The following is a 17,539-nucleotide window of genomic DNA, read 5'->3' on the forward strand; positions in this document are numbered from 1 at the left end:
TAGCAAATCCGATAGTAATTCCTAATCATCATCAATTGTTCCACACATGAAAAACAAGTTGCATCTTCTCTTCGCAACCCTTGTTGCATTGTCTGTTGGCTGCTCCAAAAAAGAAGCCGTCAATTCACTCCAGTCGCTCGATGGCAAAAAATCAGGCGTCAACGCGCTGGGCTCTCCTGTAGGCGACGTAGTCGGCAAAATTACGGTAGGCTACCAGGGCTGGTTTGCCGCCAATGGCGATGGCTCCCCTATCAATGCCTGGTGGCATTGGACGCAGAACTGGGGCGCATCGCCTTCTTCCACGAATAATGGCATTAAGTCCTGGCCCGATGTAAGGGATTACAGCAGCACCTATCAAACCGCCTGGGCCAACCTGGGAAATGGTCAACCCGCGAAACTGTTCTCTTCTTTCAACGACCAAACCGTAAACACCCACTTTCTGTGGATGCAGCAAAACGGTATCGACGCCGCCGCACTGCAACGTTTTAACCCTAATGGCAGCGAAGGACCCGTACGCGACGCCATTACCGCAAAAGTGAAAACTGCCGCGGAAAACTATGGCCGCAAGTTCTACATCATGTATGATGTGAGCGGCTGGACTAACATGCAGTCGGAAATCAAAACCGACTGGACTACTAAAATGTCGGCCTACACCTCCTCCTCCGCTTACGCCAAACAAAACGGCAAACCGGTGGTGTGTATCTGGGGCTTTGGCTTCAACGATTCCAATCACCCCTGGTCTGCCGCGGTATGCCTGGATGTGATCAACTGGTTCAAAAACCAGGGCTGCTATGTAATCGGCGGTGTACCTACGCATTGGCGTACCGAAACCAGCGATTCCAGACCCGGCTTCCTCGCCACCTACAGCGCGCTGAATATGATTTCACCGTGGATGGTAGGCAGGATCGGCAATATCGCTGATGTAGATAATTTTTATACCAATGTAAACACGCCCGACCAGGCTTATTGCAACAACAATGGTATCGACTATCAGCCCTGCGTACTGCCGGGCGATTTGCAGGAACACCAGCGTGCACATGGCGACTTCATGTGGCGCCAGTTTTACAACATGGTACGGGCAGGCGCCCAGGGTATTTACATTTCTATGTTCGACGAATACAATGAAGGCAACCAGATCGCCAAAACAGCGGAAAACACCTCCTTCATTCCCGCAGGTTCCAACTTCGTAACCCTGGATGAAGATGGCGTGGTTTGCTCCGCCGATTACTACCTGCGTTTGACCGGCGACGGGGGTAAAATGCTGAAAGGCCAAATCGGCCTGACTGCCACCCGCCCTACTGCGCCGGTAGTGGGCGGAGGCGGCGGCGCGCCGGTCGGACAAACCATTACCCTCAAAAGCGCCAATAACCTGTACGTGTGCAGTGAAAACGGCGCCCAGCCCATGAACGCCAACCGCACCACGGCGCAGGGATGGGAACATTTCTCCGTGGTAAGCGCCGGCAGCGGCAAAGTGGCCCTGGTAAACAGTGGCTTCTATGTATGCTCAGAGAACGGAACCCAGGCCATGAACTGCAACCGTACCGCTATTGGTCCCTGGGAGCAGTTCGATTGGATCAGCAACAGCGATGGCACCATTTCCCTGAAAGGCAGCAACGGTAAGTATGTTTCCAGCGAAGGCGGCACACAGCCTATGACCTGCAATCGTACTACTATCGGGGCTACTGAAAAGTTCAGGGTAAACCAGTAAACATTCCCCTGTTTTAAATATTTGGTTATTTGGATATGGCGTTACATCATGCCGGGCTATCACAACAAAATATCCAAATAACCAAATAAAAAAACAAACAAATAGCCCTAATTTTAGCCCCGGTAATCAACTAGTATATCGAATGAATGAACGACCCGGTGATGTATTGATCAGCATAATTATAGCGACATATAATGCCGGTCAGCACCTCAGAGAATGCCTGCAATCTGTGAAGGAACAGACTGTGAAAGGAATCGAGGTGGTGATTGTAGACGGAGGCAGCACAGATGATACCCTGACTATCGTAAAAGAATCCGGCCTGGAAATGTTGAAATGGGTGAGTGAACCGGATAAGGGCATCTATGATGCACTCAATAAGGGCATCCGGATGGCAGGCGGAAACTGGTTATATTTTCTGGGCAGCGACGACCGCCTCCTGCCAGGCTTCAGTGAACTCTCGGCACATCTCAGCGATGATCACACCATTTACTATGGCAACAGCACCGGGTTCAATACAAATGGCCCCGTTGAATATCCGCTTTTACAGGGCAGCTTCAGTGAATACCGGCTCGCCAAGTATTGTATGAACCATCAATCCATTATCTACCCGAAAAGCGTTTTCCGGAAATATTCCTACGACCTGCAATACAAAGTGCTGGCTGATTATGCCCTTAACCTCCTTGTTTGGGGCGACCGCACCTTTAAGAAGCAGCATTATCCTGTTACCATTGTACTGTATAACATGACGGGATTTTCCTCCGGCAATAAAGACACACAATTTTTAAAAGATAAATTACAACTGATCCGCAGGGGAATGGGCTGGTGGATGTATGTGCGTATGCTGCTGAAACGTTACAGGAAAAAGCTGCTGCGGGAAGAAGACCTCTGGGCGCCGTAAGGAATGTAGCCCGATTTATCTACTGTTATCTGTTAAGTATGAAACTCACCATAGATGTTGTAATGCCTTCCTTCCGGCTGGAGGAAAAATATGTGCTCCCGGTGCTTCGCCTGCCGAGGCCGGATAATGTTGTCATTAAGTTTTACCTGATGGCAGATAACCCCAATATAGTACCTGCCGAAAGTATCCGGGAACTGGCAGACAACGACCAGGTGTTTCTTTATATCAATGAAAAAAATCTGGGTGCTTCCGGTACCCGGAACCGTGGTATAACCGTTTCAAAAGGCGACTGGATCCTGTTCCTGGACGATGATGTAACGGTAACAGATGACCTCCTGTTCAGGTATGCCGCTGCTGCCGCCGCATATCCGGATGAAACCGGGTTCATTGGCCTTATCCATTTGCCGCCACCACCCAGTGATTTTGCCATGGCGCTTATCGTTAACGGCAATGTAAATATCTTTTCTGTGGCAGCGAATAAGCCCTCCTTTACCTGGGGCGCAACGGCGAATATAATGGTAAAAAGAAGTGCAGTGGGCGATGTGCGCTTTTCTACCGACTATCCAAAAGCCGGCGGCGGTGAAGATGTGGATTTCTTCCTGCATGTACGCGACAATAACAACAAACGGAATTTCAGATCACTGCCGGAAGCGGCTGTTACGCATCCCTGGTGGGATGATGGCCGCGCTAACTACAAACGTCCTTACCGGTATGGCCTTGGCAACAGCCGTTTGGGTAAAAAAAATCCACCTTATACCTACCGCAATTTGCCGAATACGCCCGAAACAATATTGCTTTGCGTTGGAATAACATTGGTGTTGCTGTTTACTGCACCCTATTGGACCATTCCGGTGTTGCTGCTTGCCATTGGTACCTTACCCGTGGAACTGGTGGCAACCGCGGTGATGACCAGGAAACGTTTCCCGGGCAGTTCCTTTCCGGTGATGTTTTATGTCACCACCCTGAAATTGTTAAACGATACAGGGGAACTATGGGGAAAGCTCACCCACGGCGAGCTTTCCAGGATCACTGAACGTTTTGATGATACCGGCACTATTAAGAAGAATATCTTCTTCAAAACGAATACCTACAAAATAGTAAAGTGGGTATTATATCTCTTGTTGCTTATGCTGATCCTTATTATCTGGCGTAAGCCCTGATCTGCAAAGACGATGGATTAGGCAACGTTACTTCCACACCTGTTTTCTTTAGCAGCCCGCTTTTCTGATCCCTTTTAAAAACAACAATATTCCCCGTTTTCTGGTTGGCTACCAGTAAAAACCTGCCCGTAGGATCGATCACAAAATTCCGGGGATGTTTACCCTGCGTGGATTCAACGCCTATTTGTTTCAGTCGTCCGTTCCGCTGGTTAATGGAATAGATAAATATACTGTTGGCATCTTCCCTGGTAGAAGCATACAGGAAGCGGCCATCGGGGGAGATATGGATATCAGCGCTGCCATAATCGGCCTGTTTTTTTTCCAGGCGGGCATCTACCCGTTGGAAGCTATCCAGTTTACCGGCGTGGTACTGGTATGCCGCAACGGTGCCGCTGATTTCTTCAATACAATAAGCCATTGGCAGCCGGGGATGAAACGTGATATGCCGGGGACCGCTGCCGGGAGTGGTACGGGCAAACGGCGGACTGGCCGGCTGCAGCGGCTCAGCCGCTTCCGGTGCCAATTGATAGGCATGGATCTTATCTGCACCGAGGTCCGGGAAAAAAGCATATTTACCGTCAGGAGAAAAAACCGCCGCGTGGATATGCGAGCTCAGTTGCCGGCTACGTACAACACTGCTGTCTTTAAAAGCAATGGTTTGTTTGGCGGGCGCTATATGTCCGCCGCCGGTGAGCGGGAAAATGGAAAGACTGCCACCGCTGTAATTGGCGCAGATAAGCCATTTGCCCGTTGGATCTACTCCCACATAGGCGGGATTATCGCCGCCGCTGTCCTGCCGGTCCACCAGTGTCACCGTTTCTTTAACACTGTCGAAAGCAAAACTGCTTACACCACCTACATTTGGCGTTTGCGCCTCCGAGCAGGCGTAAATATATTTCCCGTCAGGCGATAACGTAAGAAAAGAAGGATTGAGAATGCCTTTCGTGGCAGATACCTGTTGTAATGTACCGGTCTGATCGTTAAACCTGAACAGGTATACGCCATCTTTCTCCTTGTTGTGATTGTAACTTCCTACAAAGAGATAGTACTGCTGCGCATGTGTAGCAAGGCCGCCGAAAAACATAATAACGAAGGTAAAAAATATTTTACGTAGCAATGTGATGAGGATTTAAGCATGAAGATATCCTCTAAGATAATTATCTCCCGAAAAAAAACAGGGAAAATGTATAATAGACAAATTTGTCTATTATTAAAAAGATGCACTAACTTTGTATCATTATGGCACGACCAGGGAATCCGAAAGAAAAAATACTGGCTACCGCAGCGCGGTTGTTTTACGAACAGGGATATAACTCCACCGGCATTAACCAGGTACTGGAAGAAGCCGGCGTAGCCAAAGCCAGCCTGTACAGCCATTTTGGCTCCAAAGAAGAACTCGGACTGGCCTACCTGAAAGAAGCCAGAACGGCCTGGTTTGCCGGGATTACCGCCATGGTGGAGAAAAAAAAGACACCGGTGGAAAGACTTCTCGCCGTATTCGATTTTCTGGAGCAGCAGCTGCCACAACAGGATTTTAAAGGCTGCCGCTTTATAAACATGCTCGCGGAAATCGGCGACAGCCAGCCGGAGATGCGGCTACAGGTGTTGGAACACAAGCGCAAACTGCGGAAGTACCTGCATCAGTTGTTAGTGGCTGTACCAGGACAAACAGCTGCACAGGCAGATACGGTTTACCTCCTGTTTGAAGGTGCTATTGTGGAAAGTAAAGTATACCGGGAGCTTTGGCCGGTGAAAACGGCGAAGAAAACCGTCCGGTTGCTGATAGGCCAGCCATAATATTTATCATCGCCCTGGGATCAGGGCTATTTTTACACCCTGTTATAGACAAATTTGTCTATAACTAAATACATATTCTCATGAATACAATTCCTGTCTTATCAGCAGCAACGGCCGCACCGGAGGCAAAGCCGGTACTGGAACAGGTAGCCCGCTCACTGGGCCGCATTCCCAACATGTACGGCGTGATGGCCCAATCGCCCGCCGTACTCGAAGCCTACGTACAATTCAGCAACGCACTCCGCAAAGGAAGTATCGGCAACGCCCTGGCGGAAAGGATTGCCCTCGCCGCCGCGGAATATAACGGGTGCAGCTATTGCCTGTCGGCCCACAGCTACCTCGGCGCCCGTACCGGCTTAACAGCAGCAGACATCCGCGATGCGCGGGAAATGAAAGCGGCTGACGAAAAAACGGATGCCGCCATGCAGTTCGCCCGGCAGCTGCTCGCCACCCCCCAAAGCCTGTCGGAAGCCAATGTCAGCACACTCCGCGCGGCCGGTTACACCGATGGCGCCATCCTGGAAATCATTGCCAACGTGGTAAGAAATATCTTCACCAACTATCTCAACGTAGTAGCCGGCACGGAAGTCGACTGGCCTGAAGTGGTAACGCCTCTAAAACCCGCTGTTCATGAAAACGAATAACATCACCGTTACCGTCCACAAACCTTTTAACGAGTTGTTGGGGAGCGCCAGGGAAGCCATTACCAGCAGCGGCTTCCTGCTGCTGCACGAAATTAACCCCCAGGCCATACTGGCCAGTCATGGCATCACCACCGCGCCCGTCCGCCAGCTGTTGTTTTTCCACCCGGTATATATGCAGTCGTTGCTCGAAAATGACCCCGAAGCAGTGATAGAGGCGCCCCTTAAACTGGTATTGCGGGAAACCGGTGAAAACACCACGGCAGTAAGCTACTTTGACCCTGCACTGCACCTCCAGGGCTACCGCGGGCTGGCGCCTCTCCGCACCCGGCTGCAAACAGCAATGGAAAAGGTATTGGCACATTTATTTTAAAGACTGTGTAAGGAAAAGGCGGCTCATCCGACTAACAGGATAGCCGTCTTTATTACGGATTTAAAGCGGTAATTTTGGGTTATTGTATTATTCACCAGTATTTTTTAGCGAGATGAGAATAATATTTCTTTTAACACTGATCCTGGCTACACAGATTGCCTGCCATAGCCAGAACAGCGACAATAAACAAGCGCCAGTGAAAAATCCTTACTACTCCAGAACGGATACACGGAAACTGCATATTACTAATGCAGAATGGAAAAAAATATTGCCGTCCGACCTCTACGCCGTCGCCAGGGAAAATGCCACTGAACGGGCATTTACGGGCAAATACTGGGATTCCGAGGTGAAAGGCAGTTACTATTGTGCGGTTTGCGGCAATCCTTTGTTCAGGTCAGATGCCAAATTTGCCAGCACCTGCGGCTGGCCCAGTTTTTTTGAACCACTCAAAGCCAACAGCGTGATCTACAAGGAAGATAATTCCTTTGGCATGCAAAGGACGGAAGTGATCTGCGAACGTTGCGGCTCGCACCTCGGGCATATCTTTGACGACGGCCCCCCTCCTACGCACAAAAGGTTTTGCATGAACTCTGTATCACTGGACTTTGAGCCCGATCCGGGCGCACATTAACCCGGATTCACTCCAGGAACTGATCCAGGAAAGCTTCCCCAAATGCGGAAGCCCGCAGTGTTTTGTTCAGATTGCGCCGGAAAGGATTAAACATCCCGATCCCCGGCAAAGGTTTCACAATGTGATAGAAAGGCCGGCTCAGATCCTGGGAATTGGCCAGTACAATAAATGTCAGATCCCTCTCCGGAATCTTCACAAACAGGGCTGAATAGCCGGTCCACCAGCCGGTATGCCACACCACTTTTATGCCTTTGTAATACTTTACATACCATCCCAGTCCATACTGGATGGTTTTACCTTTGGGGGTAACATAAGGCGTGAACACTTTCTCCCAGGTGCTGTCTGCCAGGAACATTTTCTTATCAATAGCAGTAGAATAAACCGCCAGGTCGGCCACATTGCTCATTATACCCGCCGCCGGGCCAAAACCATACGAAAAAGTAACAGGCTGCCACTGCTGGTGCTTCCAGTCGTACGGCCTCGCTACCCGCTGCATGAATGCCGCTTTATCATAACCGGTTAACGTGAAGTTCAGGCTGTCGTCTGTACTCGGTACTGTATTTTCCAGCGACAACGGCGTAATGATCTGCTCCATCAGCAACTCACCGAAACTATGCCCCGACGATTGCGCAATTACCTTCCCCAGTTGATTATACCAATTGCCGTTATAGCGGAACACATAACCAGGCTTATAGCTGTTAAACATGTTGCCCATCGCGGTATGGGTAAGCAGGTGCTTTATTTTGATCCGTGGATCACTACCCCAGCGGGCGCCCAGGTTGATTCCGTATTTGCCGATAGGATCATCCAGGCTTACCTTCCCGGCCTGTACCTGCTGCATGAGAATAATGGAACCAAACGTTTTGGTAACCGAAGCCACCTGGTAAACGGTATTTTCATCCGGCGCCGTTTGTTGCTCCAGGTCGGCGTAGCCAAAGCCTTTTTTCCATACCAGCTTTTGTTCATTTACCACGCCCACCGACAACCCAGGGATATGGTATTTTTCCCGGAGATGTTCCAGTTTCTTTTCAAAACGGGATATTGCTGCAGCACTCCACACGGTATCACGGGAGGTGACCGCTGCAACCTTTTGTGCCGGCCGGGTAGTGCGGCAACCCAATAATAAAAAAACGATCATCAAAAATGCGTAGAACGAAAAAGTTGAGCGAGATGCCATCCGGGTTATTTTTTAATGGCAAAGCTCCCTGTTTACAGCATTCTCACCTACTCATATCCGGATTTGAGACAAATTAAAGCACCGCTTTTTGTGCTTCATGCGCACTTTTCCGGAATTCGGAGGGCGACATGCCCGTGAATTGCTTAAACACCCGCTGGAAAGTAGCAGGTGAAGAAAATCCGCAATCATATGCAATGCCAGCGAAAGTTAATTGGTCAGCATCCTCCTGTAACAATTTTTCTTTGAACAGGTTAATACGGTAGCCGTTTACATACTCATTAAAATTTTTATGAAGATGCTGGTTCAATACCGCCGAAATAGTTTTTGGCGGTAAACCGGTATGTTTGGCCACCATTTGCAGCGTAAGGGCCGCATTCAGAAATAACCGGTCTTCTTCCATCGCTTTTTTCAGCAACAATACTGCAGGCGTGGTAGTCGATTCCGGCAATATCGTTTCAGCTTTCTTAGCCGTTACCATTTCCTGGTAAGAAATAATATATCCCTTAATACCCAGCCAGTAAATCAGGATAGTAACAGGTACATAAATAGGATACCAGTCAAATTTATCGAGTATCACGTCGGTATAACGGGGAATAATATACGGCACCAGGTATACCAGCCAGATAGTGAGGAAGCCGGCAAACAGCCAGGTGAGCTGCTGCAGCCAGCGCAGGCCGGCGTCAGCCGGGCGATTGCTTTTATATACCGCCAGGAATTTAAAAGACAACCCCGTATAAATGGCCAGCGATATCCATCGTGGAATATCTGAATATACATTGTAAGTATCTATAAAGATGCCCCACGGCTGCGGGTTATTCTTCAATACACCTGTTAACACACCTGCCACAAATACGATAGCTGCAACGGGCGCTCCGAGGTCGATGACCACCGGCCAGAAATGCCTCCGCCGTTGCCGTGTGAGCGTAAATTCCGGATCACAAAAAGATTGTATGTAAAAATACATCAGCGGCCCCACGGGCATTATCACAATGAGCGGTAGTAATTGCGACAGCAAATTGAGCAGCGGAACGTCGAACCAGTGATAATAGGAACCGCACAAACAAAAACTGGCCATACTGAGCAGGAAGATCAACCCTGCTAAAAAGCGGTTCGCCACCCGTTTCCTGGTGGAGAAAAACAGTAGTCCGCCTGCAATAAAACCCTGGACTACCCCCAGTAAGATAACTGTTTGGAATAAACGCTCCATAGTGCCAATTCCCTACCAAAATAAGATAAAATATGCTTCCTGCCGGGAACTGTTTAACCAAACCCGGCTAGAAATATTTCTCTATAGTGAGACCATAATTCATCAACAGGTTTTCGCGGTCGGTACGGTTTAGCTTATTATAGGTCATGGCCGCCGTGATGGCCAGCCAGGAACGGAGTTTCACGGAAAGGGCATTATTGCATTTAATGATATAGTCGTTGCCGTGGGACAGGGAGTTTTGCAAAAAATTGGAGCCTTCCAGCACAATAACATCCTTGATCACCCATTTATAATATACCCGGAAGGAATTCCGGAAGGTATGATACACATCAGGGATCGTATCGTGCAGAATAAGGTCGCTGTTTTCAAACAGGAGCCCATCACTCAGGTTGAGCGTGGCGTTCTTACGTTTAATAACGTCGTAAGCTGCGCCGCCGCCGCCCTGGAAGCGATCGTTGATCTTTAAGGAATAACTTTTATCGTAGTTGGCCAGTCCCCAGAAATACACCTTCTTTTCTCCCCGGTAAATATTAAAATCCAGTGCGGTAGAAACGTCATTATTGGTGATGTCGTGGTCCTGCTTTCCATACACATAGCTGGCGCCCATGTTCAGATTCATTCTCTTTTTACTGATCTTAAAGCCTACATTATTATTGAGCAGGTACGAATTACCATCGTTAGTCATATTCACCGATCCCGTGGAAGCGTATTTAACGTAGTAATGCACCGAGTCGCTGAACTGGGCGCTGGAGCTTAAGCCGTAAAACAATGCCATCCATAGTAAAACTAATCTCTTCATGAACAGGTGCTTAGGTGCGCTTCGGGCGCCGCAATTAACGTGCCTGAACATATGCAGGGAATCCGTATATTTATAATATTAATATCGTCATGATGAAAAGATTGATACTATCTCTTCAACAACGCCCTTACCTGTTGTTCCTGTTAACTGCCATTGTGCTGATCATCTATTCCTTTTTTATCCGCCATCAAATGACGGACATCCACGTGCACGATACCATGCTCATTATATCCACCTACCTGATTTACTGGCTGATCTCTTTTTGCTTTATAGTCGCCGCCGGGCTATATGCCGGTTTAATGCGCTTCCTCCCAAACCGGGCGCTAACATGGACGCACATATTGCTAACCTTACTGCTATTATTGTCTGTTACCGTAATTGTTCACCACTATGATAATTTGTATAAAAATACCGGGCAGAACGACTCCCCCGCTTCGGTCGGGCAGGCAATACACTACATACAAACCGCTGAACTTATTTACCGTTGGCTGATCCTGCTTTTTTTGGCAACACAGTTAATTTTTGTTGGTCATTTTGTTTGGGGAATCACCAGGCACTTTCAGAAAAAACACTAAAAAAAACAAAGTTTTTTAGAGATCTTAGCCCATGATACCGCCGGAGCACATTTTTCGGGCCACTACATTTTGCTAAAAACCACGTAAACAATCTACATATGTCATCAAGAAGAAATTTCCTGCTTCAGACAGCGCTCGGCATGGCAGCCACTACTATGGCGCCCTTCACCGTTGCCGCCACTGCTGCCGGCCCGGCAAAGAAAGCGCTGCTGCCCATCGGGATGGCGGGTTACACCTTTGCCAAATTTGACCTCGACCAGGCCATCGCCATGATGAACCGGGTGAATATCAAAAACATCTCTGTAAAAGATATTCATCTTCCCTTAAACAGTTCTCCGGAAAAAATAAAGGAAGTACTGGGTAAATTTTCTGCGGCTGGTATTAACGTATATGCAGTAGGCGTTATCTACATGAAAACAGAAAAAGCAGTAGATGAAGCATTCGATTACGCTAAACGTGTAGGCGTTCCCTTGATTGTAGGCGTGCCCAATCCCGAACTGCTGGATTATACTGAAAAAAAGATCAAAGAATATAATATCCGCCTGGCGGTACACAATCACGGTCCGGAAGACAAGCTCTATCCCGGCCCTAAAAACGCCTACGACCTTATTAAAAACAGGGATGCCCGCCTGGGCCTCTGCCTGGATATAGGTCATGCCGCCCGCGCCGGAGAAGAACCGTCCAAAGCCATCCTGGCCTATAAAAACAGGATCTTCGATCTGCATATTAAAGATATTTCAGCGGCAGTCAAAGATGGCAAAGCCATCGAACTGGGCCGCGGCGCCATTGATTTCAAAAAGCTGGTAACGGCACTGGAGAAAATCAATTACGCGGGCGTATGCAGCCTGGAGTTTGAAAAAGATATGAGTGATCCGTTGCCGGGCATTGCCGAATCGGCCGGGTTTTTCAGAGGCGTGATCAGCACGGTTAACAGCTGATCATGTACATTTATTGATGCAGGTTGCCGGAAGTATCTCTTCCGGCAACCTGCTTTTTTTTAGAACTTTAAAGTTACGCTTGCCAGGATGTTCACCGGCTTTTGCGCAATACCATTGGTATCCCAGTACTTTTCATTTAAGAGATTATTGCCTTTCAGTGCCAGCCGGTATTTCGGTTGATCATAAAATACAGAAGCACTCAACAGGGTATATCCCGGCAAAAGGAAAGTGTTGCTGGATTCAAACCAGGAGTCACTGACATAATTCCCACCGGCGCCAAAGCCCAACCCCTTCATCTTTCCAGAATGCATATGATAACTTACCCAGATGTTGGCTACCTCTTTAGGGCTGCCTGCGATCAGCTTATTCTGCAAAGCAGGAGACGCTTTCGTATACCTGTTCTCGTTATGGGCATAACCAGCAACAATGTTCAGTCCTGTTACGGGATTGGCGGCCAGTTCCAGCTCATATCCCTTGCTGCGTTGCGTACCATCCTGGAACATAAAAGTTTTACCGTCCACGATCTCCGTCCGGGTAACATTGGTTACGTCAATGTTATAATAACTGGCGGAACCGCTTAATTTGTTGTCCAGCAGCTCCACCTTTACACCACCTTCCCACTGGTCGCCTTTCTGGGGCTTCAGGTTCAGGATCGTATTGTCCGGCTGCACAAGCGGCGCCAGATTTACAAAACCGTTCATATAATTGGCAAACAATGATACCTTGTCTTTTACGACCTGGTATACGATACCCAGCTTGGGCGACAAGGAAGTCTGGTTATAATCACCGGCATATTTTCCTGTGGCAACGGTGTAAGTACCGCTGGTGGTAAACCGGTCCACACGCAGGCTCAGCATAGCCATCAGCGCCGGGGTGATATTGAGTACATCAGAAGCATACACGCTGTAGCTGTTGGATTTGGTACGGGTAGCTGAAAATCCTTTCTGATAAGACAGGTCATCAATCAAACCAGCATTCAGTTCTTTCACAGGCTGATTGATATTAACAACGTCATAGTTGACCGTAACGCGGTTCAGGCTATTATAATTATAGTTATAGTCGATACCAATCACCAGCCGGTTCCGCAACGACGCGATGTTGAAATCGCCCACGAAATTCTGTTGCAGCTGAATGTTCCCAAAAGTTTCCGGCTTTTGATTCCTGACGCTGCGCGCCATAGTAGAATCGGTAAGCAGGGTCATGTTGGTCCAGTAAAAATGTTTATAGAAGCCTTCTGAAAACAGGTAATTGGTTTGGGAAGTCCAGGCATTTGATATTTTGTATTCTATCCTGCCTTGTATATTATTGATCCCATTACTGATATCCGCGCCGTTATTGATATACGACCGCTTATACCCAATTTTAAGATCTTTAAAACTCCTGGCTGTCACATTTTTGAAATCGTTTACCGCATAGGTGCCGGTGGCGAAGTTGCCCCTGGTGATGTCCACATCTACCAGGAACTTCAACCGGTCATTCACCTGGTAAGAGAAACTCGGCGCAATCGTATAATTTTTAGCATATCCCTGATCCTGGAAAGAGCCTTCTGTTTGACCGGCAGCATTGAGCCTGAACAGCATGGTGTGCTCGTCATTCAACGGGGTGTTGATATCAGCGGTAAAGCGTGCAAACTCAAAGCTACCGCCGGTAAAGCTCACGTTTCCGCCAAAATGATCATATGGTTTTTTGGTGACGTAGTTATAAAGTCCGCCGAAGGTGATGTTGCGGTTACTGCCAAACAAGGTACCGGAAGGTCCTTTGATTACTTCTACGCTTTCCAGGATAGCCGGGTTCAAAGGCACAATCGCACTGGTCACCATTCCATTCCGCATACCCGTGGCATTGGAAAAACCGCGTATAGTCATGCCCTGGGAACCGCCTACGGCGAAATTAGGCACTGCGCCGGGAATATTCCGGTAAATGTCTGTACGCTCCGTGATCAGTTGCTCCTGCATCAGGGCTTTGCCTACCGTTTGGTATACCTGCGGATTTTCGAGGTTCTTCAGCGGAAGCCGTGCTACCTGGTCCGTATTCTTATCAACAAACCTGTTACGGTTCGTATTAACAACAATTTCCCGCAGCTGCGTATCAGACAATTCCAACCGCAGCGATACGTCTGTTGTACGGCCCTTTTCCACGGTTACGTTTTGTGTAAGCGTCTGGTATCCAATCAGCGAAATTTCCAGCTGCCAGGCGCCCGCAGGTACGCGGTGAATGGTGAAAGTGCCATCTGGTCCTGTAATAGCGCTCTTCGATGTTCCTTTTATCACCACGGTTACCGATGCCGCAGTTTGGTTATCGCTGGTAGTTATTATTCCTTTTATAGTCCCTAAATCAGTTTCTGTATTGGAGAATGCGTACAGTGGCAGTAATAATATCAGGCAGTATAGCAATTTCTTCATGGTTGGATGCGAAAATTTTCGCAAAGATACCCCGGCGGCAACTGCATCATTTTAACATTCCGGAAAAATATTTATCAGAAAAGAAATATTACCCGCATTTTGATATTAGTTTGCAGGCAAAGATCCCTTACATGAAAATTAAGCTTATCAGAAAATTCCTGGAATACATTTACAATAATTACGTGGGCAACTTTTTAGGATTTGTGATCGGAATGGCCTCTACCCGCCTGGTATCCCATTATTTCACCACCCGCAGCATCCGGAACTTATGGGGCCTCACCGCCCATAAAACTGTGGTAGACAAACACACCTACAACACCATGGAATGGACCATCTCCATCGTGATCGGCTTTATTGTTTTTGAAATAGTTTCCAAGTGGCTGAAGAAAAAACTGAGCGAAATACTCCCAAAATACAAATTCACCCAATGGCTCGTAGAAGCCGAAGATAAGGCGCCACCGGCCGATACCACGGAGCGAAGATTGTAGCGGAGGTTGTCTGAAGCACTGATTACGCTGATTTTACTGATTTACTTTTTTTGATTTTACTTTTTGATTTTACTTTTTGATTTCTACTAAAAAATAATGGGAGACAGAAGGCAAACTTTGCTTTCATCTCCCATTATCTTTAAATCCTATAAAAATCAAAAAAAGTAAATCAGTAAAATCAGCGTAATCAGTGCTTCAGACAACCTCCGCGACAATCTCCGCCTAGAATTTGAGGGCAACACTACCCGCGAAGTTCCGCGGCTTTTGAGGGTTTACGGACCAGTAGCCCGTGTAGTAAACGGTGTTGGTGATGTTATTCACGTTGAAGGATACCCTGAAATGTTTTGCATTGTAAAAGACGCCGGCGTTCAGCAGCGCATAACTTGGTAAGTAGAACGCGCCTGTTTTGCTGTTGTCTATCACTTTGTACCGGCTGGCATAGTTGCCTCCGGCGCCGATGCCCAGGTTCTTCAGCGTTCCGCTGGCAAACCGGTAGGTGGCCCAGAGGTTGGCGAGGTTCTGTGGTCCTTGTCCTCCTGGTGCTCTGCCTGGCTCACTGTAGAAATCATCCTTATTCCCTTCCAGTACTTTTGTATGGTTGTAGCTGTAGCCGGCAATGATGTTCAGTTGTTGTAAAGGGTGGGCGTTCAGATCTATTTCAAATCCCCTGCTGCCGAATTTACCACCCTGGGTAGAGTTCATCGGGTTTTTGCTATCGGGCACCACTTTGTTGCCTACTTTAATATCATATACCGATAACGTGGCGTACAATTTATCTGCGAAGATGTCTGTTTTCACTCCAAACTCGAACTGGTTGGCATGTTCCGGCTTGAACGATTGCGTGCGCTGGTAATTTCCATCTGTATCATAAACAGAAGACGGAGATACGTTGAAGAAGCCGTTCATATAGCTACCGAAAACGGATACCTTATCTGGTACCACCTGGTATACCAATCCTAACTTAGGCGATAAGGCAAACTGGCTGTAGCCGTCATCATCAGTGGCGTTTTTATCGCCTTTGGAATCGAAGTAGTCGGCCCGGAGACTTACCATCGCAATGAACGCCGGCGTAATATTCAGTACATCGGATACATAAGCGCTGTAGATGCTGTTGGTAACATTCGTGTTGCTGCCTTCGGTGCCTGCGAGCAGTGCATATACCGCATCTTTTGTAAGGGGCACCGCAGGATGTACTTCTTCGTTAGACGGGTCTGTATAGTCGGTAACGTCGCCCTGCGGACTTACGTTCCTGCCGGTTGCCCAGCCCGACCCTTTATCCACCACGTTGCGGCGGAAGTAATCAACCCCGATCAGCAGGCGGTTACGCAGTCCGCCAATCTTGAAATCGCCGTTGAAGTTTTGTTGTATATCGATGGTTTTGGTGGTTTGATCTTCAATGTGAAAATCCTGGCCAAACCATTTATCCCCCGGGTCCTGGTCCCACATATAGGTATACACACCGTCGGATTGTACCCTGCCACCGGAAACAACGGTCTGGGAAGTCCATTTGCCGGAAAGCTTATACAGCATTTGCGCCTGGAAGTTTATCCGGGGATTTTTAATAGTAAGTTCGTTGCTGGTGAATGATTCCTTCACGTTGAGATTAAGCTCGTCGATATTTTTGAAATCGAGTGGAGCAGCACGATCGGAGTGAAAGAACACCGGTGGTACAGCTCTTTTTTCCTGGAGTATTTCGGCCATCACCTGGAACGAGAGACGGTCATTTACTTCGTAGGAGAAAGACGGCGCAATAAAGAAGCTTTTCCGGAAGCCTGCGTTTTGGAAAGAGTTTTCGGAAGTATAGGCCGCATTGAGCCGCATGGCGATCTTTTGCTTTTTGCTGAGAAGGGTATTTACGTCTGCCGTAACCCGGTTGAGGCCGAAGCTGCCGACGCTGTAGCCCACTTCACCACCGAAGCCATAGTAAGGTTTTTTGGTGATGGTATTGATCATACCGCCGTAACTATAAAAACTGCCGCCGAAAAGCGTGCCGGAAGGGCCTTTCATCACCTGCACTTCTTCCACATCAGCGGGATCAAGGTTGCCGCTGGTAAGACCAGGGAGGCCGTTGATCAGTGATGGCTGTGCATCGAAACCACGGAGGGCGAAATAAGAAGCGCCGTCGCCGGCTCTCCCGGTCGACTGCCACGTTTGGAAGATCCCCGGAACATTGCGCATTACATCGTCGTAGGTAGTAATGCCTTGTTGCTTCATGATCTCGGTGGAAACAGCATTATATACCTGGGGATTCTCCAGGTTTTTGAGCGGCATCTTAGCCACTGCCCTGCTTTCCCGGTTCATGTTGCGTGACGAAACCGTTACTTCGCTCAACTGGGCAGCGCTTTCGTTGAGGGTGAAGTTCAGTTGCTGCGTTTGTCCGGGGGCTACAGTCACTTCTTTTAACTGGGTAGCGGAGCCAACAGAGGTGATGCGCAGCGTCCAGTTACCCGGTTTAATATTTTTGATGGAGTATTCACCTTTTTCGTTGCTGATGCTACCTAGTTTGGTGCGCTCTACGCTGATGGTAACATTAATAGCCGGATGGCCGTCGCTGGTGGTTACCGTACCATGGATGGTGCCGTTCTGCGCGTATGCTGCTGCTGAACACAAAAGGGTACCTATAAATAATAGAAATCTGTTCATCTACATTAAACTGGTTGATTAAAACTTCCGCAAAGGTCCGGCGACGAAAAGGGAAAAGTTTACGCAATCGGGAAAATTTTGTTGGTAACCACGCAAAAAAGA

16 protein-coding genes are annotated in these 17,539 nt (G+C 48.2%); 10 read left to right on the top strand and 6 right to left on the bottom strand.

Annotated elements, in window-relative coordinates; all coding sequences use genetic code 11:
• The first annotated feature begins 46 nt into the window (after positions 1 to 46).
• The 3 genes from ACLHR0_RS15460 to ACLHR0_RS15470 all read left to right on the top strand — a co-directional run bounded on the left by ACLHR0_RS15460 (position 47) and on the right by ACLHR0_RS15470 (position 3,766).
• Positions 47 to 1,708, top strand: a complete 1,662-nt coding sequence (locus ACLHR0_RS15460; RefSeq protein ID WP_436487705.1) for a lectin — start codon at positions 47 to 49, stop codon at positions 1,706 to 1,708.
• A gap of 142 nt (positions 1,709 to 1,850) precedes the next feature.
• Positions 1,851 to 2,606, top strand: coding sequence for a glycosyltransferase family 2 protein (locus ACLHR0_RS15465; protein ID WP_436487706.1), 756 nt, complete (start codon positions 1,851 to 1,853; stop codon positions 2,604 to 2,606).
• Between the two features lie 38 nt (positions 2,607 to 2,644).
• Complete coding sequence (locus ACLHR0_RS15470) at positions 2,645 to 3,766, top strand: glycosyltransferase (RefSeq protein ID WP_436487709.1); 1,122 nt, start codon at positions 2,645 to 2,647, stop codon at positions 3,764 to 3,766.
• Here ACLHR0_RS15470 and ACLHR0_RS15475 read toward each other — a convergent pair.
• Positions 3,747 to 4,883: a lactonase family protein gene (locus tag ACLHR0_RS15475; protein ID WP_436487711.1), complete on the bottom strand. Its 1,137-nt coding sequence runs from the start codon at positions 4,881 to 4,883 to the stop codon at positions 3,747 to 3,749. The genes ACLHR0_RS15470 and ACLHR0_RS15475 overlap by 20 nt on opposite strands.
• A 122-nt stretch (positions 4,884 to 5,005) precedes the next feature.
• On the opposite strand from ACLHR0_RS15475, the gene ACLHR0_RS15480 reads away from it, so the two are divergent.
• From ACLHR0_RS15480 to msrB, 4 genes are all read left to right on the top strand, one after another.
• Positions 5,006 to 5,563, top strand: coding sequence for a TetR/AcrR family transcriptional regulator (locus tag ACLHR0_RS15480; RefSeq protein WP_436487713.1), 558 nt, complete (start codon positions 5,006 to 5,008; stop codon positions 5,561 to 5,563).
• An 80-nt stretch (positions 5,564 to 5,643) separates the two neighbouring features.
• Entirely contained in the window at positions 5,644 to 6,207 is a 564-nt protein-coding gene (locus ACLHR0_RS15485; RefSeq protein ID WP_436487715.1) for a carboxymuconolactone decarboxylase family protein, read from the top strand.
• Positions 6,194 to 6,577, top strand: coding sequence for a DUF302 domain-containing protein (locus ACLHR0_RS15490; RefSeq protein WP_436487716.1), 384 nt, complete (start codon positions 6,194 to 6,196; stop codon positions 6,575 to 6,577). The genes ACLHR0_RS15485 and ACLHR0_RS15490 overlap by 14 nt, the downstream gene beginning before the upstream one ends.
• A 112-nt stretch (positions 6,578 to 6,689) precedes the next feature.
• Positions 6,690 to 7,208 carry a peptide-methionine (R)-S-oxide reductase MsrB gene (gene msrB / locus ACLHR0_RS15495; protein WP_370912085.1) on the top strand — a complete coding sequence of 173 codons (519 nt, stop codon included), beginning with the start codon at positions 6,690 to 6,692 and terminating at the stop codon, positions 7,206 to 7,208.
• 7 nt (positions 7,209 to 7,215) lie between these two features.
• Here msrB and ACLHR0_RS15500 read toward each other — a convergent pair whose 3' ends face one another.
• The 3 genes from ACLHR0_RS15500 to ACLHR0_RS15510 form a co-directional block, all read right to left on the bottom strand.
• Entirely contained in the window at positions 7,216 to 8,385 is a 1,170-nt protein-coding gene (locus tag ACLHR0_RS15500) for a serine hydrolase domain-containing protein (protein ID WP_436487718.1), read from the bottom strand.
• Positions 8,386 to 8,458: 73 nt separating this feature from the next.
• Positions 8,459 to 9,592, bottom strand: a complete 1,134-nt coding sequence (locus tag ACLHR0_RS15505; RefSeq protein ID WP_436487720.1) for a helix-turn-helix domain-containing protein — start codon at positions 9,590 to 9,592, stop codon at positions 8,459 to 8,461.
• Between the two features lie 67 nt (positions 9,593 to 9,659).
• Entirely contained in the window at positions 9,660 to 10,391 is a 732-nt protein-coding gene (locus ACLHR0_RS15510) for a DUF481 domain-containing protein (RefSeq protein WP_436487722.1), read from the bottom strand.
• An 89-nt stretch (positions 10,392 to 10,480) separates the two neighbouring features.
• Between ACLHR0_RS15510 and ACLHR0_RS15515 the strand changes: the two genes are divergently transcribed.
• Positions 10,481 to 10,966 (top strand): hypothetical protein, encoded by a 486-nt coding sequence (locus ACLHR0_RS15515; RefSeq protein ID WP_436487724.1) that lies wholly within the window; start codon positions 10,481 to 10,483, stop codon positions 10,964 to 10,966.
• 98 nt (positions 10,967 to 11,064) lie between these two features.
• A complete protein-coding gene (locus ACLHR0_RS15520; protein ID WP_429063942.1) occupies positions 11,065 to 11,904 on the top strand; it encodes a sugar phosphate isomerase/epimerase family protein in 840 nt (279 codons plus the stop codon).
• Positions 11,905 to 11,963: 59 nt separating this feature from the next.
• Here the strand turns inward: ACLHR0_RS15520 and ACLHR0_RS15525 are convergent, their stop codons facing one another.
• On the bottom strand, positions 11,964 to 14,306 hold the full coding sequence (locus ACLHR0_RS15525; protein WP_436487726.1) for a TonB-dependent siderophore receptor: 2,343 nt from the start codon (positions 14,304 to 14,306) through the stop codon (positions 11,964 to 11,966).
• Positions 14,307 to 14,437: 131 nt separating this feature from the next.
• On the opposite strand from ACLHR0_RS15525, the gene ACLHR0_RS15530 reads away from it, so the two are divergent.
• Positions 14,438 to 14,794, top strand: coding sequence for a hypothetical protein (locus ACLHR0_RS15530; RefSeq protein WP_436487728.1), 357 nt, complete (start codon positions 14,438 to 14,440; stop codon positions 14,792 to 14,794).
• Positions 14,795 to 15,016: 222 nt separating this feature from the next.
• On the opposite strand, the gene ACLHR0_RS15535 is transcribed toward ACLHR0_RS15530, so the two are convergent.
• The gene (locus tag ACLHR0_RS15535) at positions 15,017 to 17,437 is read right to left on the bottom strand and encodes a TonB-dependent siderophore receptor (RefSeq protein WP_436487730.1); all 2,421 of its coding nucleotides are present in this window, start codon (positions 17,435 to 17,437) and stop codon (positions 15,017 to 15,019) included.
• Between the last annotated feature and the right edge of the window lie 102 nt (positions 17,438 to 17,539).

The sequence above is a fragment of the Chitinophaga sp. ARDCPP14 genome (assembly GCF_051362515.1).
Classification (GTDB): domain Bacteria; phylum Bacteroidota; class Bacteroidia; order Chitinophagales; family Chitinophagaceae; genus Chitinophaga.

Coding starts and splice junctions, on each gene's coding strand:
- ACLHR0_RS15460 (WP_436487705.1), top strand. CDS start 47: ATGAAAAACAAGTTGCATCTTCTCTTCGCAACCCTTGTTGCATTGTCT.
- ACLHR0_RS15465 (WP_436487706.1), top strand. CDS start 1,851: ATGAATGAACGACCCGGTGATGTATTGATCAGCATAATTATAGCGACA.
- ACLHR0_RS15470 (WP_436487709.1), top strand. CDS start 2,645: ATGAAACTCACCATAGATGTTGTAATGCCTTCCTTCCGGCTGGAGGAA.
- ACLHR0_RS15480 (WP_436487713.1), top strand. CDS start 5,006: ATGGCACGACCAGGGAATCCGAAAGAAAAAATACTGGCTACCGCAGCG.
- ACLHR0_RS15485 (WP_436487715.1), top strand. CDS start 5,644: ATGAATACAATTCCTGTCTTATCAGCAGCAACGGCCGCACCGGAGGCA.
- ACLHR0_RS15490 (WP_436487716.1), top strand. CDS start 6,194: ATGAAAACGAATAACATCACCGTTACCGTCCACAAACCTTTTAACGAG.
- msrB (WP_370912085.1), top strand. CDS start 6,690: ATGAGAATAATATTTCTTTTAACACTGATCCTGGCTACACAGATTGCC.
- ACLHR0_RS15500 (WP_436487718.1), bottom strand. CDS start 8,385: ATGGCATCTCGCTCAACTTTTTCGTTCTACGCATTTTTGATGATCGTT.
- ACLHR0_RS15505 (WP_436487720.1), bottom strand. CDS start 9,592: ATGGAGCGTTTATTCCAAACAGTTATCTTACTGGGGGTAGTCCAGGGT.
- ACLHR0_RS15510 (WP_436487722.1), bottom strand. CDS start 10,391: ATGAAGAGATTAGTTTTACTATGGATGGCATTGTTTTACGGCTTAAGC.
- ACLHR0_RS15515 (WP_436487724.1), top strand. CDS start 10,481: ATGATGAAAAGATTGATACTATCTCTTCAACAACGCCCTTACCTGTTG.
- ACLHR0_RS15520 (WP_429063942.1), top strand. CDS start 11,065: ATGTCATCAAGAAGAAATTTCCTGCTTCAGACAGCGCTCGGCATGGCA.
- ACLHR0_RS15525 (WP_436487726.1), bottom strand. CDS start 14,306: ATGAAGAAATTGCTATACTGCCTGATATTATTACTGCCACTGTACGCA.
- ACLHR0_RS15530 (WP_436487728.1), top strand. CDS start 14,438: ATGAAAATTAAGCTTATCAGAAAATTCCTGGAATACATTTACAATAAT.
- ACLHR0_RS15535 (WP_436487730.1), bottom strand. CDS start 17,437: ATGAACAGATTTCTATTATTTATAGGTACCCTTTTGTGTTCAGCAGCA.